The sequence below is a fragment of the Glutamicibacter sp. FBE19 genome (genome assembly GCF_015524875.1).
GTDB classification, from domain to species: Bacteria; Actinomycetota; Actinomycetes; order Actinomycetales; family Micrococcaceae; genus Glutamicibacter; species Glutamicibacter halophytocola.
This window is the reverse complement of the sequence record NZ_JACKQN010000001.1, coordinates 464878-481503: the sequence shown is the minus strand read 5'-3', so window position 1 is coordinate 481503 and position 16626 is coordinate 464878. Positions and strand designations below refer to the sequence as shown.

Genomic DNA, 16626 nt, shown 5'->3' with positions numbered 1-16626 from the left:
CCGGGCACAAATAGGGATTATTACGAAACCGGATATCTTGATTTGAATCGCGGTTCCATTACGCTTGTTTGTGATGCAGGGCATACTCCTATCCCTACGGTGTCGAGGAGACGTCAATGAGCACATCCAATCTCACCCTCTCGGTGGCGGCAATCCTCGCCGAGGGCGCCACTCGCTATCCCGGCTTGAACGCCATCACCATGAATGGGCAGAGCACCACCTACCGCGACCTCTGGGATCAGGCCAGGGCCTACGCCGGGGCGCTGGAAGAGCAGGGCATATCCGAGGGCGACCGGGTCGCGGTGCTCATCCCGAACGTCACCGATTTCGCCCGGACCTACTACGCCATCCTGTCCCTGGGCGCCACCGTGGTGCCAATCCACGCGCTGCTCAAGGCCCGCGAAATCTCCTATGTGCTCGAAGACGCGGCAGCGAAGCTGCTGGTCTGCGCCGCCGGGCTGCTGGGCGAAGGCGCCAAGGGCGCGCAGCACTCCGGGGTCCGGCTGCTGACCGTCATGGACCCGGATGCCAGCGCCGGCAACCGGCTCGAGGACTTTGCCGCCCAAGCCACCCCGATCACCACCTACCTGCCACGCCGAGCCGAGGACATTGCCACGATCCTCTATACCTCAGGCACCACCGGCAAGCCCAAGGGCGCCCTGGGAACGCACCTGGCGCTGATCGAGCAAACCCACTCCACGCTGCTGAACACCATGGACATCCGCCAGGGCGACAAGCTCTTTGGCGGGCTGCCGCTGTTCCACACCTTCGGCCAGACCTGCGTGCTGAACACCGGCCTGCGCATTGGCGCCGAGGTGATGCTGCTGCCCAAGTTCACCGCAGAAGCGGCCTTGGACCTGGTGCTGGATGCGGACATCGACGTGTTCTTCGGGGTCCCGACCATGTACGTGGCGCTGCTGGAGGCCGGTGCCCAGCGCGAAGGCAAGCCGGAGAAGCTGCGCTATGCGATCTCCGGCGGCGCCTCGCTGCCGCTATCGGTGCTCGACGCCTTCGAGCAGCGCTTCGGCTCGCGGATCTACGAGGGCTACGGGCTGACCGAAACCTCGCCGGTGGCCTGCTTCAACCATGTGGGGCGCGAACCCCGCCCCGGCACCGTCGGCACCCCGGTGTGGGGCGTGGATGTGGAGATCGCCGATCCGGCCTATCCCGATGAAATCCGCCTGCTGCCGCGCGGGGAACTGGGCGAATTGGTGGTGCGCGGGCACAACCTCTTCTCCGGCTACCTCAACCGCCCCGACGCCACGGCGCAGGCCGTGGTGGATGGCTGGTTCCGCACCGGGGATCTGGGCACCAAGGACGAGGATGACTACCTGCGCATCCTTGATCGCACCAAGGACATGATCCTGCGCAATGGCTATAACGTGTACCCACGCGAAATCGAAGAGGTGCTCACCAGCCACCCGGAGGTTTCCAATGCGGCGGTCTACGGGGTGCCGCATGAGAAGCATGGCCAGGAGATTGCCGCGTCGGTGACGCTCAAGGCCGGTTCCTCGCTGAGCCCCGAGCAGCTGGGCGCATGGGCCCAGGAGCAGATGGCCGCCTACAAGTACCCGCGGCATATCCAGATCGTCGACCAGTTCCCGCTCGGGCCGTCGGGCAAGATCCTCAAGCGCGAACTGATCGCGCAGTTCAAGAACGGGTAGCCGGCCGGAAGTCGGGGGCGCGGTGCGCCGCAAAGGCCGCGCGCCCCTCGGCCAGGTCCCGGTTCTGCGCATTCTCCTCCCACACGGAGTCCCACCAGCTATCGCTTCCCTCGCCAGCGACCGCCAGCGCGATGGCTTCCTTGGTGCGCTCGATCGAGTAGGGCGAGTTGGCGTGCAGCTGGGCCAGCAGCTGCGCCAGCTGGGTTTCGAGTTCGGCCTGCGGCACCATGCGGGTGAACAGGTTCCAGCTGCCGATCTGATCGGACGGCAGCCGGGCACCGGAAAACAGCAGGTATTTGGCGCGGTGCTCCCCCACTGTGCGCACCAGCCGCTCAATGCCAGGGCGCGGGAAGAGCAGCCCGATCTTGGCCGGGGTGATCGCCAGGCGCACCTGGTCGCTGGCCAGCTGGATGTCGCAGGCCGAGGCCAGTTGCCACCCTCCGCCATAGCAATTGCCCTCCACCACCGCGATGGTGGTTTTGCCGCAGGCCAGGATGCTGCGGTCCACCAGATCGAAGTGGTTGATCAGCGCCCCCTGTTCGTCGCAGTCGAAGAGCACCCGGTCCATCTGGTCGATGGCGATGCCCGAGCAGAAGCTGGAATCCGCTCCGCGCAAGACGATGGCGCGCACCGCGGGATCGGCCGCCAGAGTGGCGAAGGCCCCCACCAGCTGCAGGCACATGTCCTTGGTCAGCGCGTTATATTGTCCGGGATTATCCAGCAGGACGGTGGCGGTTGAATCCTCGATGCCCACCAGGACTTTCGCTTCGCGAGCCATAATTGCCTCCCTGCCCAGAACTGCAGTTTGATCGGCACAGGGTGAAAAGGCACCTGCCCCGTACCAGCAATCTATCGCTGGTACGGGGCAGGCGCACGGACTTTGCTGGACTGTTACTTCACCTCCAGCCTCAGGAAAGTGACCGAGTGGGCCGGAACCTCGTAGTCAAGGCCCGTGCTGCCGGCCTTGACTTTGAACTTTCTGGGCACCACATTGGTCGGATCCTCCTTGGTGTTCTGCGCTTCAGGGGCAGCTACCAGTTCAGTGGCCCTGGCCGTGGAACCGATCTTGACGCCATCCACGGAGATCTTCGTCTGCGATGCCATGGCGGTCGGGTTCACCAGCTTGACGATCAGCTCGCCGGTGGCGCTGTCCCGCGTCACCACCTGGTAGAGCGGCTTGGCGGCAGGCTCGGTGTACTGGAATTGGAACTCGCCATCCAGATAGAGCTTGATGGTATTCCCATCGACCACGATCTTCACCTGGTAGTCCTTGCCGGTTTCCAAACTGAGATTTGGACCTGCCGCCACCTCGCCTTGGCGTGCCGAATCGGCCCGTTCAAGCACCGATCGGGTGTTGCCCCAGCCTCCGAGGTTCCACCAGTAGAACTTGTCCGCCGCCCCGGCGGCAAAGCCGATCAGGAAGCCTTCCTTGCCAGCGTCCTTGCGGGCGGTCAGTTCAACCGTGTAGTTCTTCCAGTCCTTGTCATAGGCTCCACTGACCAGGGTACGGGCGTCTTCGATCCCGGTATCCGACTGCACATAGCGGCCGTCCTTGATCTTCCAGTTGCCTCGTTGGGCCTCCCAGTTGGAATCGTCGGAGAAGTCGTCGCTGAACAGCTCCTGGCCGGAGCTGTTATCGGTGACTTTCACATTGTCGTATGCGGTTTTCGTCTGCCAGCTGCTCAGGAAAACGCCTCCCGCCAGATCAGCCGCGGTGGAACTGTTGCCGCTGAGTTCGGAAGGCACCACCTGATCGCCCACGTTGTTCATCCACAGCTTCTGGTTGTAGTAGTTCGCTGAGCCCCACGACTGGTCGTTGTCGAACCACATCATGTCCGGGGCCCATTGCACATAGTCCTCGTTGGCGAACATCGGTGCGTAGGAGGCAAGCTTGACCACGTCCGAGTTGCGTTCAAGGCCGGTCATGTAGGCAGCTTCCGAGAGGGCGTTGGCGAAGGTGTTGCCTCGCGAGGCATACTCGCCAAGGAACACTTCCGGGCCGCTGCGGTCGTAGGAGTCGTAGCGCTCGTCGTTGCCCAGGAACCACGACGGGTCGTTGTAATAGTGCTCATCGACCATATCCACGCCTTGGTCCTTGTTGAACTTCCACAGTTCGTCAAATCGGGTTCCGGTGTCATCCGGCCCGCTATTGGAAATGATCGTGATGCCGGGATATTCAGCGGCAATGGCGTCGCGGAACTTCGGGAAATTCGCTTCAAAGGTCTTGGTGACCTCCTCGTTGCCCAAACCGATGTATTCCAAGTTGAATGGCTCGCTATGGCCCAGTTCCGCGCGCTTGGCTCCCCATGTGGTGTCGGTGCCTCCGTTGGCGAATTCGATCAGGTCCAAGGTGTCCTGCACCCAGCGGTCGATGCGCTCCTGATCAGTCATTTCGGGAATTTTAGAACCGCAACCGTTGGCTCCGACGGAGACTACCGGCAGCGGGGTGGCCCCCAGGTCCTCGGCCCATTTCAGATATTCCAGGTAGCCAATGCCATAGGACTGGTTGTAGCCCCAGAAGTTCCAGTTGGTCGGGCGTTCTTCCACTGCGCCAATGGTTTCCTTCCATTGGAATGTTCGCTGGCGGTCCTGGCCATCTGATTCCAAGTACGTGTCGAAGGTTCCGACGTTGGTCACGCAGCCTCCCGGGAAACGCAGGAAGCTTGGATTCAAGTCGGCCACTTTTTCTGCCAGATCCTTGCGCAGCACGGATTTTCCATTCACCGGGCCCACCCAGGTCTCCTGCGGGAACAGCGAAATCATATCCAGCTTCACCGATCCAGCCGCAGCAGCCGACAGTGCCAGCCGGCCAGCAGCTACAGTGTCCTTGGCCTTGATCGTGGCGGTGTACTTCTTCCATTGGTCGCTGCCGTCCACAGCGATGGTGGCGACGCCATAAACCTTGGAACCCGTGGCATCTGTGAGCTTGACATCGATTTCCTTGGCTTCTGGCGAGCGCGCGAAGACGCTGAAGTCGTACTTTGCTCTCTTGTCCAGGGCAAGGCCCTCGTTGTAGGAGAGATTTCGTATTCCATCGCCCGGTGCTTGGGCCTCCAGCTCAAGATAGGCGCGATTGGAGTCGTTGAGCCACTGATCGCGCTCGGAACGAACGTGGATGCCGGCATTGCCTACCGTTTCCCATCCGGTCAACGCAGTGAAGTCCTTGTTGTCGGCCGCGCTGAACTCGAAGGAGCGGTTGCGCACCATTTCTGCGTAGAGCCCGCCGTCAGCAGCGTAATTGATATCTTCGTAGAAGGCGCCGTACATCGTGTCGCTGATCTCATGCGCGGTGGCGTCGCCATCGATGGACAGTTCCTGCTGCCCCAGCTCGCCAGAGCCGAGGGCAAAGCTCACGGCATCGGCTTTTGACCCCAAGCGCAGAGAACCATTCTTATGGCGCACCACCCACGCTGCGGCGTCATCGGACGCCCCTGCCAGGCGCAGGAGGCTTTTTCCGCCACCTGCATCAACCAGCCGCCATGCAGTGCCAGCATCCTTGGTCAGTTGCAGTTTTCCCTTTTTCACGTCCACGTTGCCGGCCTGGGCTGACAAGACCAGTGGATGCTGGCCATCGGGGCCGGTATCTGCAGCCTCGGCAGCAGTGAATCGCAGTGCCGTGCTGGGCCTGGTCGTGCTCAGCTCCAGCCGCTGCTTCTTATCGGCCGCCAGAAAACCCAGCTCCTTGGCGGGCTCCAAGGTGAACGGTCCTTCCGGGACCAGGTCCGCCGGACCTGCTTCGTTGAGCCAGAAGCTGTCGAAGGTGGCCGAATGGCCGGTGCCGTCTTGGGCGGCGAGCGCATACAAGCCGACCTTGGTGGCATTCCAATCCACGCTGAAGCTTGCGGCTTTCGCCCAATTGCCTTCTGCATCGCCGTAGGAAACGGTGATTTCCTTGCCCTTGCGGTCCAGACGCAGCCACTCGGTGGTTGATCCGGGACGCGCGGTGAACTGGGACGCATAGCTTCCCGCCGATTCGGCGGCGCTTTCAATTACGACCGGACCGCCCGGAGCGCTGGAGACATGCGCCAGGCCTGCACGCACGTAGTTGTCGAAGTCTTTCCAAGCCAGGAGCCCCGCGCCTTGGAAGTCCTTGGATACCGGAGAGGTGAGGTGGGTTGCCACCGAGAAGTCGCCCGCGGGGACATCGACCATGAACAGGTTCTTGGCGTCGTTCGAGTCCTGCCAGGTGTCTCCTCGCTGGGAGGTCAGGGTCAGCGCGGAGTCCTTCAGCTGCCATGCGCCTGCTTGCTCGTTGATGATGGAGAACCTGTCATCGAGCTCGGCCCCGTCGAATTCCTCGCGGAAAGTGCCTTCCGGAAGCTGAGGGTCAGGGCCCGGGACGACGGGCCCTGGCGGTTCGGGCTCCTCGCCGGGCGGGTAGGCGGCGATCAGTGCCTGTTGCTCCTCGGCGGTGATTGGCAGGACCGTTCCGTGGCGCGGGCTGGTGGGCAATTTCGCGTCGGGAACACTGGTCCAGTCCCCTCCGGCCAGATCCTCGGATTCAAATACCATGTAGCCGTTGCCACCATGATAGGAGGGCTGGTCGATCATCAGGTACCAGCTGTCATCGGTCAGCGAGGGGAACATGGTCGGCCCCTCGCCCGAGGTGAATGTTCCGCCCCACGGGTTCGGCTGGCCGACACCGATTTGCTCCGCAATCATCTCCCATCCATCGCCTTCGCTCACCCCCTGGGTGCGCAGCAGCTCCGGGGAGGATTCCATGCGCACGCTCATGTCGCCCTCGTCTTTGGTCAGGCGGTAGTAGGTATCGCCCACCTCGGCGACGGTGGAGTCGATCATCCCGAGTCCCGGGCCTTGGCGTTCGTCGATCCACACCTTGGGTTCGGAGAAGTCGACGAAATCGGTGGTGGTCGAGTACATCATGCGCTGATAGGAGTCCGTGATATCGCGCTGGTCAGCGGGAACATCATAGGGATAGAGCGCCGAGGCCCAGTAGACGATGTACTGGCCGGTAGCCTCGTCCCAATGCGCCTCCGGAGCCCACAAATTGCCGGAGTTCTCCGGAGCCAGCTCCACTTCTCGCTGCTCCGACCAGTTGATCAGATCCGAGGACTCCCAGATCATCAGCGAATGGCTTCCGGTTTCCTGCGCGTCGCCGAAGCTGCCGCCGCCGTACATCTTCAAGTCCGTGGCCAGCAGATAGTACTTGGATCCGTCTTGGGAACGGATCAGGAAGGGGTCGCGCAGGCCCTTGGTTCCCAGTGTCGATTCCAAGACGGGTTCGCCGTCATTGAGGGTATACCAGCTGTTGGGATCATTGCCCTGCGAGACAGCCAGGTGGATTTTCTCTCCGTCGTCGGTGCTTTCACCAGTGAAATACGGGAAGACGTAGGCCTCGTAATCAGCAGCTGATTCATCTGCATCTGAGGTGGCAAAAGGCAAGCTCGGCCTAGCCAGTTGTGGAACCGCGGCTAGAGCCGAGGCGGGGATTGATAGTGAAACGAGCAGCGCCAGTGGCACGGCCCATCGTTTACGAGGATGCATCACTTACTTGAACCTCCATGAGGTAGTTCGACGTGCTAACGTCGTGATGACGAGGACGGGTTCCGGCAAAAGACACCGTTCTCGCGAAGGGATATTCGCCGCCGATCGGCGGCTGGATATGGTCCAGGGTTCGGCACGGTCGTGCCGAACCCTGGACTTTTTCGCTACGGCACTAGGTCCTCCGCAGGGAAAGTATTCGCTGCAGGATCACGAAGATCAGCAGCAAGACACCGATAACGATCTTGGTCCACCATGAACTGAGCGTTCCTTCGAACGTGATGATCGTTTGGATCAGCCCAAGCACCATGACGCCTACGACTGAGCCGGCGACAAAACCCATCCCGCCGACGAGCAGCGTGCCGCCGATGACCACTGCCGCAATCGCGTCAAGTTCCATGCCCACGCCGGTGAGCGCATATCCTGAGCGGGAAAACATCGCGAACAGGATGCCTGCCAGCGAGGCGCAAGTACCGGAGATGACGTAAACCATCACTTTGGTGCGAGCTACTCGCAGCCCCATCAGGGTGGCAGAATGCTCGCCACCGCCGACCGCATACACGGTGCGGCCAAAGCGCGTGCGGTGCAGCGTCCACCAGGCCCCGGCAACGACGAGCAGCGCGATGAGCACGGCCGCGGTCAACCGCCATCGTCCGGCCGCCAGGCTCCAGTTGGTCAAGGAGGTAAAGCCCTCGTGCCGGATTGGCACCGATTCTGGCGCGAAGATGAAGCACAGGCCGCGGGCCAGGAACATCCCAGCCAGGGTGGCCACGAACGGTTGCACGTCGAAGTACTGGATCATCACTCCCATGCCCAGGCCAATGAGCGAGCCAGCCAGCAAGGCTGTCGGCAACACCAGGGCCAATGGGACTCCGGCCTGCAGCAGGGTTGCGGTGATCACCGAGGACAAGGCCAAGACCGCGCCGACCGAGAGGTCGATGCCTCCGGTGAGGATCACGAAGGTCATGCCCGTGGCAAGCACAATGAGGTGCGCATTATTGATGAAGAGGTTGGAAATCACCGCCGGCGAGAGGAAATTCTCGTAGCGCAGGCCGCCAACCAGCAGCATCAAGAGGAAAACAATGACGGTGCCCAGCACCGGGAGGTAGCGCCGGTCCAGCGAGAGACGCAGCGACGGGCGGGGCGTGGTGCTGGCAGTTGCGGTGCTCATGCGTTGACCTCCTGGAAACGGCGGCGCTCACGCAGTCCGGCCAGCATGGCGCGCAACCGCGTGGACATCATCAGTGTTACCGCGATGACGACAATGGCCTTGAAGAGCGAGGTCACCAGCGGCGATACCCCCAGCACCGTCACCGTCAGGCTCAGGGTGGTAATGATGAGCACGCCAATCAATGTGCCCGAAAGATTGAACTTGCCTCCGGCCAATGACGTGCCGCCAATCACGACAGCCAGAATCGCATCGAGTTCGATGAACAGGCCAGCGTTGTTTGCATCGGCGGCCATGGTGTTCGCAGCGAAGATCAGCCCGGCCAAGCCGGAGAGCATTGCGCACAGGACATAGACGGTGAATACGAGAGTTTTGGATTTAACCCCGGCAAGGCGGCTGGCTTCAGGGTTGATGCCCACGGATTCCAGCAGCATGCCCAGGGCGGTGCGGCGCACCAGGAGCGCTACCACGATATAGACCCCATAGGCGATGATGGCGGCCACCGGAAGCCCCAGCAGGAATCCGGACGCCAAAGTGCCAAAAGGCGCGCTGGCTACCGTAGTGATCTGGCCATTGGTGATCAGCATGGCGATGCCGCGGCCAGCAGTCATCAGGATCAGCGTGGCAATGATGGGCTGGATGCCGAAATTTGCCACCAGCATGCCGTTGAAGCATCCCAGCACGAAGCATAATCCCAGGGCCACCACGATGGCGCCCAGCGCTGTTCCCAGCGATCCGGGATGCTCGGAACTGGCGATGAATGTCAGGGCCACGGCCCCGGCAATGGCAACGGTGGCCCCGACTGACAGGTCGATGCCTCGGGTTGCGATGACCAGCGTCATGCCCAAGGCCACCAGCAGCAGCGGCGCGCTATTGCGCAGGATGTCGATCGGGGCGCCGAACAAATGCCCATCCAGGACGGTGATGCCCAGAATGCCAGGGCGCCTGATGCTGCAAGCCAGCAATAGTGCCGCCAGCGCGGCCAGCGGCCAGAACAGCCGGTGTTTGAATATGCGGATCATTTGTCTTCTTCCCCGGAAGCGATGATTTCAATGAGTCGTGGCACGTCCACGTCTGGGGTGCTGGGTATTTCGGCAACCTTCGCATGATCGCGCATGACGACAATGCGATCCGAGAGGCGCAGCACCTCTTCCAGCTCGGCGGAAATGAAGACCACCGCCATGCCTTGCTCGGCCAGTTCTGAAACAAGGTTCATGATCTCGGTTTTCGCGCCGATATCTATGCCTCGCGTGGGTTCATCCAAAATCAGCAGTTTCGGAGCAGTCGCCAGCCATCGGGCCAGCAGGACTTTTTGCTGGTTTCCACCCGATAGGTTCTTAAGCAGCGCTTGGGGGTTGGCCGGTCGTATTCCAAGCGCCTTGATATAGGCTTCAACGACCTGTGATGCCTTGGCCGCTGGCATCGGGCGGGTCCAGCCACGAGCGGCTTGCAGTCCCAGGATGATGTTCTCGGCCACGGTCAGGTCGCCGACCACGCCTTCGCCCTTGCGGTCCTCGGAAGTGTAGGCGATCTTGTGCCCAAGAGCTTGGCGAGGGGTACGCAATTTTGCCGGTGCCCCCTGCAGATTGATCGACCCCTCGTCGGCCTTATCTGCGCCATAGAGCAGTCGAGCCAGTTCAGTTCGCCCAGAACCCAGCAGCCCTGCCATTCCGATGACTTCGCCAGGATAAAGTTCCAGGTCGAACGGTTGCACTGCACCCTTGCGGCCCAGGCCTACGGCCTGCAGCAAGGGCTTGGCATTTTCGGCACGCGAACCGCTGGAGTTGCGCTCGTTGGCTTGGCCGACCTGCGCATCCGGGGTGCCGGCGATCATCAGCGAGACCAGCTCCCGTTGCGGCAGCTCGCCAGTGAGGCGTTCTTGGACCAATGCGCCGTTGCGCAAAACCGTGATGCGGTCCGAAATGGCGTAGATCTGGTCCAGGAAGTGCGAGACGAACAGGATTGCCACGCCATCTTGGCGCAGCTGGCGCATGACGTCGAACAGCTGTTCCACTTCATCGGTATCCAACGATGAGGTCGGCTCATCAAGGATCAGGACCTTGGCGTTGACTACCATGGCGCGGCTAATCGCCACGAGCTGCTGGACCGCCAGGGAATGGGATCCCAAGGAGCTGGCAGGGTCGATGCCCAGCCCCATTCGCGTGAGGAACACTTTGGCTTGGCGGCGCATGCTGTGCCAGTCCAGACCGCCAAAACGTCGTGGTTCGCTGCCAAGCATGATGTTTTCAGCGACTGTCAGGTTAGTGCACAGGTTGACTTCTTGGTAAACCGTGGAGATTCCATGTTCCCGCGCGTCGGCAGGGCCGCTGAAACGGGCTGGGGCTCCGCTGACCATGACGGTGCCAGCAGCAATCTGGTTGACTCCGGTCAGCGCCTTGATCAGCGTGGATTTTCCCGCGCCGTTCTCTCCCATCAGGGCGTGGACTTCGCCAGGAAATAGCCTGAAATCAACGCTGTCCAGTGCTTTGACGCCGGGGAATTCCACGGTGATTCCGGTCATCTGGACTACCGGTGAAGTTGGTGGGTACTCGGGGATATCGGCTGCGTTTGGCCGCTGTTGAGGTTCTGATGCAATCATTAACTTGCCTCTATGGGTCCGTAATCTGTTGCTAGTTGATGATCCGGCGCACAGTAACCCCGTGCGCCGGATCATGATGCCCTTGGCGCTTAGTACTTGCGCTCTGGCAAGGCCTTGGCTGCTTCGTCCTGGGTGAAAGCTGCATCTTCAACCACGATGCGCTTCTCCACCGCTTCGCCAGCGACGACCTTTTTGGCGATCTCGGAAAGGTCTTGCCCGAGCAGCGGATTGCATTCAACGATGTAGTTGATCTTGCCGTCTGCCAGGGCCTGCATTCCATCCTTCACCGCGTCAATGGTGACGATCTTGATGTCCTTGCCCGGCTTCTTGCCTGCTGCCTCGATGGCCTCGATGGCGCCCAGTCCCATATCGTCGTTGTGCGCGAAGACCAGGTCGATGTCGTCATGCGAGTTCAAGAACCCCTCCATGACCTGCTTGCCGCCGGCGCGGGTGAAATCGCCGGTCTGGGAATCCATGATCTTGATGTCAGTGCCAGCGATTGCTTTTTCGAAGCCTTCTTTGCGGTCGATGGCAGGAGCGGAACCGGTGGTCCCTTGCAGTTCCACCACCTTCAGCTCTTCATCCTTGAAGTTCTCTGCCACCCAGTCCCCAGCGCGCTTGCCTTCTTCAACAAAGTCAGAACCGATGAATGAGGCATAGAGCGAGTCATCTGCGGTGTCGACCGCGCGGTCGGTGAGCACTACCGGAATGTTGGCGTTTTTAGCTTCCTGAAGCACTGCGTCCCATCCGGTCTCCACGACGGGCGAGAAAGCCAGCACATCTACGCCCTGGGCAATGTACGAGCGGAGCGCCTGGATCTGGTTTTCCTGCTTCTGCTGTGCATCGGAGAAGCTGAGCTTGAAGCCATTGGCTTCGGTGAGGGTGTCCTGGATGTCCTTGGTGTTCGCCGCGCGCCATCCCGATTCAGCGCCAACTTGCGAAAATCCGATGGAGATGGTTTCCGAGCCGCCGCCGGATGCCGCAGATCCGCCAGAGTCCGAGCCTGAGCAGGCGGTCAAAGCCGCCATGGCTGCAACAGAGAGCGCAGCAATTCCTGCGCGTAAAAAGGTCTTTCGCTTCATTGAGATGTCCTTCTCGTGGGTCCCCGCCGACTGTCGAGTGATTGATTCCGAATGCGGGATGCCTGTGTCGGTGCTCACAATGTTAGCGCTAACAATTTAGCCTTGGAAGAGTCTGGGTAAATTTTCTTTTTTTATTACAGAATTGCCACAAACATTCGAACCCTGAAATTTCAGTCCGGCGACTAGGAGTTCTAGAGAAAAAGTTAAAAACCCAATGGGACTATTCGGTCGATTTGCACGTGGGAAAGGTTCTGCGCTCGGCATGCCTGCCCCGGAGAACAAGGGATCCTCTCCTGGCAGCACGCCAACGCAGCCTGCCAGGGCGCCACTGCACGAGGGTGGCGCCGGGCATCAGCTTCGCACGTTCGGTTGGCCCTTCCGGCCATGGGACCATGCTCGATGCTGTCACCGTCTTTGGGCAGCATCGAGATGGGCTTGGAGCTTGATCAGCTTGGTCTTCGCAGTACGCCCCTCGTTATTCCAGGCTGCAGCTGCGTAGCTGCCAGGGCCTGCTCGCCGACGCGGGGTGCAGAAGACCTGCGCTGAAGACCATGCAGTCGTGCCCGTGCCACACTAGGTGGGTGGATACACAGATTATTTACACCATTCTTGCTGGAATCTTGCTCGTGGTTTCGGCCCTGGGAACGATCTTCCCGGTGCTGCCCGGTTCGCTGCTGACCATCGGCACCCTGCTGGCCTGGGGCTGGCTGCTCGGCTCCAGCGCCTCCTGGTGGGCCGCCGGCCTGGGCATGGGAATCGCGGTGCTGGGATGGTCCGCCTCGGCCATACTGACCGGCAGGAAGCTCAAGGAGCACCAGGTTCCCAAGGGGTCGATCCTCTTTGCCGCGATCGGGGCCATCGCCGGGGCATTCATCATCCCGGTCCTGGGTCTGTTTATCGGCTTTGCCGTGGGGCTCTTTGCCGGGGAAAGCGTGCGGCGCCGCGAGATCTCCGGTGCTTTCAGCTCTTCCTGGGCGGCATTGAAGGCCATGGGCCTGGGCATCGTGGTGGAATTCGGCTGCGTGCTGCTGGCCTCTTCCATCTGGGTGATCGGCCTGATTGCGCACTTCGCGACTCGCTAGATCCAGCCCATCTCACGGGCGTAGCGCGCCGCCTCGATGCGGTTGGCGGTGCTGGTTTTGCCGATCGCGTTGGACAGGTGGTTGCGCACGGTTCCCACCGACAGGTGCACCGCGGAAGCAATCTGCGAGACCGGCGAGCCGGAGGCGGCCAGCGACAGGATCTCGCGCTCGCGCCCGGTCAGCGGGTTGCTGCTCGCCTCCACGCTGAGCATGGCGCGCTGCGGATCCACGACCTTGTCCCCGCAAGAAACCCTGCGGATGGCGGCAACCAGCTCCGCCGGTGGCGAGTCCTTGACCAGAAAGCCATGGGCGCCGGCCTCGAAGGCCTGGCGGAAGTAGCCGGGTCGGTCGAAAGTGGTCAGGATCAGCACTTTCACCCCCGGGTGGCTGGCCCTGAGTTCCGCCGCGGTGCGCAGCCCATCTTGCCGAGGCATCTGCACATCCAGCAAGGCGATATCCGCCGGGTGCTCAACTAGGGCAGCTGCGACTTCGTCCCCGTCGGCGCATTGCGCGACGACCTGGATATCTTCTTCGAGGTTCAGCAGGGCGGCCAGCGCACCGCGGACCAGGTGCTGGTCATCGGCGATGAGTATCCGGATCATGCTTTGCTCCCTTTCGCGCCAAAGGCTACCTGCACGCTGGTTCCGCCCAGTCGTGACGCCCCAACGGTGCAGCTGGCGCCGAACTGCCTGGCGCGTTCTTGCATTCCCCGGATGCCATGGCCCGGGGTGCTGGCCTGCAGTCCGTCGCCGTCGTCATCAACGCTGACCTTGCCCGGTTCCAGATGCAGCACGATTCTGCTGGCGTGGGCGTGGCGCAGCACGTTGGTGACCGCTTCGCGCAGGATCCACGCCACGTGCGAGCGCAGTTGCATCGGCACCTGCTCGGCGGTGCCTGCCACGCTGAATTTCAGGTTGTTGTCGCTGCAAGCCTGCTGCAGCTCGGCCAATTCCGCGGCCAGGTCCTGGCGGCTGAGCCCGTGCACCGTGGTGCGCACCGAATCCAGCGCGTCCACGGCCAAGGCACTGAGCTGCTCCAGTTCCCTGCGTGCCTGGGCGTATTGCTCCTGGTCCATCAGCCGCAGGGCGAGCTGCGCCTTCAAATTCAAAGCGGTCAGCGAATGTCCGATGCCATCGTGCACATCCCTGGCCACACGTTCCTGCTCGGCCACCAGCAGGTAGTCGCTGCGGATCTTTTCCGCTGCGGTCGAGCGCCGGATGGCGGCCACGGTGATGGCATACACCACCATCAGCACGAGGTTCAGGCCAATCAGGAAGATCGCATCCATGAACTGCCCGAAGATGATCGGCAGCGCGAAGCTGAGCACCAGCACCGCCGCATAGGTGGCGATGGCCCAGGTCCTGCTCAGCAGGAAGATCGCGAACGAGGTGATGAAGGGGAAAAGCCCCATGGTGGTCAGCCCGATGACCGGGATGCCTGCGGCGATGATCGCGCAGAGGACCAGGAAGCTCGCCTGCGCCCGGCGGGCGCTAGTTCCGCCCTGCCCGATCGTCCACGAGAACTGCGCATAGGACCTCAGGTACACGGCGGCGAACAGGGCAATCAGCGCCAGGCCGATGATCCGGGTGGGCAGCGCATAGTCATCCAGGACCAGGTCCAGAACCGGGAAGACCAGGAAAATCACCCAGACCCCGGCAATCAGCCAGCCTCGGCGATCCCAGAATTTCTGGTCATCGTCGAAGCCGCAGGGCAGATCGGCCGCTGCGCCGGCGCCGGGCTGGCTCTGGCTCACTGGCGAGCCTTGGCCTTCCTGGTGGCCAGAACCGCGAAGAGAACGAAGATGAGTGCCCATGCCACTAGGTTAGCGGTTGGGATCCACAGGGCATCCGGCGCCATGTCCACTCCGGCAGGCATGTCCTTGAGCAATGGGTAGCGGGCCAGTGCGACGTAGCCGTACATCGGGGTGAAGCGTGCCGCGTCGAGCATGCCTCCTTCCAGGGGCATGAAGACGTTGCCGAAGAAGGCGAAGAACACCATCAGTCCCGAGGCCAGGCCCAGGGCTGATTCGGATTTGAACATCATGCCCACCCCAATGCCATAACAGGCGAAAACCAAGGCGCCGAGCAGGATGATCAGGTAGCTCGCGCCCCAGATCCAGCCTTCTTGGACTTCGGCCCCAGTGGCCGCTCCCAAGGCGAAGACCAATGCTGCCGAAGCGCCAGCGACCGTCGCGGCAACGATCATCTTGCTTCCAACGAACATGGCCGGAGGCATTCTGGTCAAGGCGATTTGCCGGCCCCACCCCTGCATGGTTTCGGTGGCCACGGTGCCGGCGATGGCTACCGTGCTGACCGCCGCTCCGTAGGCAGCCATGGAAATCATCAGATAGAACTTCACGTTTCCAGCGCCCAGCGCGGATTCGGTGTAGCTGGGGATGTTTCCGAACAGGATGTACATTGCCGCGGGCAGCAGCAGGGCGAAGATCAGGTTGTACCCGTCGCGGAAGTGCCGCGCGAATTCCACGCGGATATAGGTGCTCATCATGATGCGTCCTTGGTCAGCTGGATGAAGGCGTCTTCCAGGCTCGGTGAGGAAATTTCCAGGTCGTAGCCCTGGTATTCGGAAAGCAGGGCGGCTGCGAAGCGGTCAGAATCTGCGCTGTGGAAGGACAGGCGCAATCCGTTGCGCTCGGCCACCTGCACCGAGTCGCCAAAAGCCGCGGCCCGGTCGGCGTGTTCTGGCGAGGGGAAGGAAGCGCTGACTGTGCGGCCGGAGATGAGTTTGCGCAGCTCTTCGGTCGCCCCGTCAGCGACAATCCGCCCTTGGCTCATCAATATGGTGCGTTCGGCGAAGTTCTGGGCTTCTTCCAGATAGTGCGTGGCGAAGATGATGGTGCGTCCATCGGTGGCTTCGGCGCGCATCGTGGCCCAGAAGTCCCTGCGGGCCATCACGTCCATGCCGGCCGTTGGCTCATCGAGGATCAGCACATCCGGGTCGGGCAGCAGGGCCAGGGCGAATTTGATGCGCTGCTGCTCGCCTCCGGAGCATTTGCCCACGCGCCGCTTGGCGATCTTGTCCAGGCCCGTGCGTTCCATGACCGGGCCAATGCGATCGGCCTTTTCATGCATGTGGGCGATGACGGACACGGTCTCCTTGACGGTCATGTCACGCAGGAGCCCACCGGTCTGCAAAACGGCCGAGACCCGGCCAGACAAGATCGCTTGGCGCGGATCCAGGCCGAGGATTTCCACCGATCCCCCGGTGGGCTGGGTCAGCCCCAGGATCATGTCCACGGTGGTTGTCTTGCCGGCTCCATTGGGTCCCAGGAAGGCCACGATCTGCCCGGTCTGGATCTTCAGGTCGATGCCCTTGACGGCTTCAACCTTGTTGCGCGGCGTCGAGAAAGTCTTCTTCAGGCCTCGGAGAGAAACCGCATCGGCTTTAATTAGCGTTTCCATGTTTCACAGTCTTCCCCGTTTGCCAGGTGGGCAGAAGAGCAGAATGTCATGTGTTGCCCATGACCGTTGTCATGGGCGGAAATTAGTTGCCCGGATTCAACCATGCAGTT

General features: G+C 61.8%; 12 protein-coding genes. 2 read left to right on the top strand and 10 right to left on the bottom strand.

Features of this window, described 5'->3' with window-relative positions; translation table 11 throughout:
- Window positions 1-116: 116 nt before the first annotated feature.
- A complete protein-coding gene (locus tag H6F58_RS02175) occupies window positions 117-1664 on the top strand; it encodes a long-chain fatty acid--CoA ligase (protein WP_195180998.1) in 1548 nt (515 codons plus the stop codon).
- On the opposite strand, the gene H6F58_RS02170 is transcribed toward H6F58_RS02175, so the two are convergent.
- From H6F58_RS02170 to H6F58_RS02145, 6 genes are all read right to left on the bottom strand, one after another.
- The gene (locus tag H6F58_RS02170; protein WP_195180997.1) at window positions 1651-2442 is read right to left on the bottom strand and encodes an enoyl-CoA hydratase/isomerase family protein; all 792 of its coding nucleotides are present in this window, start codon (window positions 2440-2442) and stop codon (window positions 1651-1653) included. The two genes, H6F58_RS02175 and H6F58_RS02170, sit on opposite strands and share 14 nt — an antisense overlap.
- Window positions 2443-2555: 113 nt before the next feature.
- Entirely contained in the window at window positions 2556-7169 is a 4614-nt protein-coding gene (locus H6F58_RS02165; RefSeq protein WP_244652267.1) for an alpha-L-arabinofuranosidase C-terminal domain-containing protein, read from the bottom strand.
- 172 nt (window positions 7170-7341) lie between these two features.
- A complete protein-coding gene (gene yjfF, locus H6F58_RS02160; RefSeq protein WP_146276490.1) occupies window positions 7342-8337 on the bottom strand; it encodes a galactofuranose ABC transporter, permease protein YjfF in 996 nt (331 codons plus the stop codon).
- The gene (locus H6F58_RS02155) at window positions 8334-9356 is read right to left on the bottom strand and encodes an ABC transporter permease (RefSeq protein WP_146276492.1); all 1023 of its coding nucleotides are present in this window, start codon (window positions 9354-9356) and stop codon (window positions 8334-8336) included. The genes yjfF and H6F58_RS02155 overlap by 4 nt, the downstream gene beginning before the upstream one ends.
- Entirely contained in the window at window positions 9353-10855 is a 1503-nt protein-coding gene (locus H6F58_RS02150) for a sugar ABC transporter ATP-binding protein (RefSeq protein WP_244652266.1), read from the bottom strand. The genes H6F58_RS02155 and H6F58_RS02150 overlap by 4 nt, the downstream gene beginning before the upstream one ends.
- Before the next feature lie 167 nt (window positions 10856-11022).
- Complete coding sequence (locus H6F58_RS02145; protein WP_146276496.1) at window positions 11023-12015, bottom strand: ABC transporter substrate-binding protein; 993 nt, start codon at window positions 12013-12015, stop codon at window positions 11023-11025.
- A gap of 581 nt (window positions 12016-12596) precedes the next feature.
- Here H6F58_RS02145 and H6F58_RS02140 point away from each other — a divergent pair.
- On the top strand, window positions 12597-13097 hold the full coding sequence (locus H6F58_RS02140) for a DUF456 domain-containing protein (protein ID WP_098945519.1): 501 nt from the start codon (window positions 12597-12599) through the stop codon (window positions 13095-13097).
- Here H6F58_RS02140 and H6F58_RS02135 read toward each other — a convergent pair.
- The 4 genes from H6F58_RS02135 to H6F58_RS02120 are packed head-to-tail and all read right to left on the bottom strand — an operon-like array spanning window position 13094 to window position 16516.
- Window positions 13094-13699 (bottom strand): response regulator transcription factor, encoded by a 606-nt coding sequence (locus tag H6F58_RS02135; protein ID WP_146276498.1) that lies wholly within the window; start codon window positions 13697-13699, stop codon window positions 13094-13096. The two genes, H6F58_RS02140 and H6F58_RS02135, sit on opposite strands and share 4 nt — an antisense overlap.
- On the bottom strand, window positions 13696-14910 hold the full coding sequence (locus H6F58_RS02130) for a histidine kinase (protein WP_206693391.1): 1215 nt from the start codon (window positions 14908-14910) through the stop codon (window positions 13696-13698). The genes H6F58_RS02135 and H6F58_RS02130 overlap by 4 nt, the downstream gene beginning before the upstream one ends.
- Window positions 14847-15602 (bottom strand): ABC transporter permease, encoded by a 756-nt coding sequence (locus tag H6F58_RS02125; RefSeq protein ID WP_060702752.1) that lies wholly within the window; start codon window positions 15600-15602, stop codon window positions 14847-14849. Before H6F58_RS02125 ends, H6F58_RS02130 begins: the two co-directional genes overlap by 64 nt.
- Window positions 15599-16516 (bottom strand): ABC transporter ATP-binding protein, encoded by a 918-nt coding sequence (locus H6F58_RS02120; RefSeq protein WP_146276504.1) that lies wholly within the window; start codon window positions 16514-16516, stop codon window positions 15599-15601. Before H6F58_RS02120 ends, H6F58_RS02125 begins: the two co-directional genes overlap by 4 nt.
- Window positions 16517-16626 lie beyond the last annotated feature (110 nt).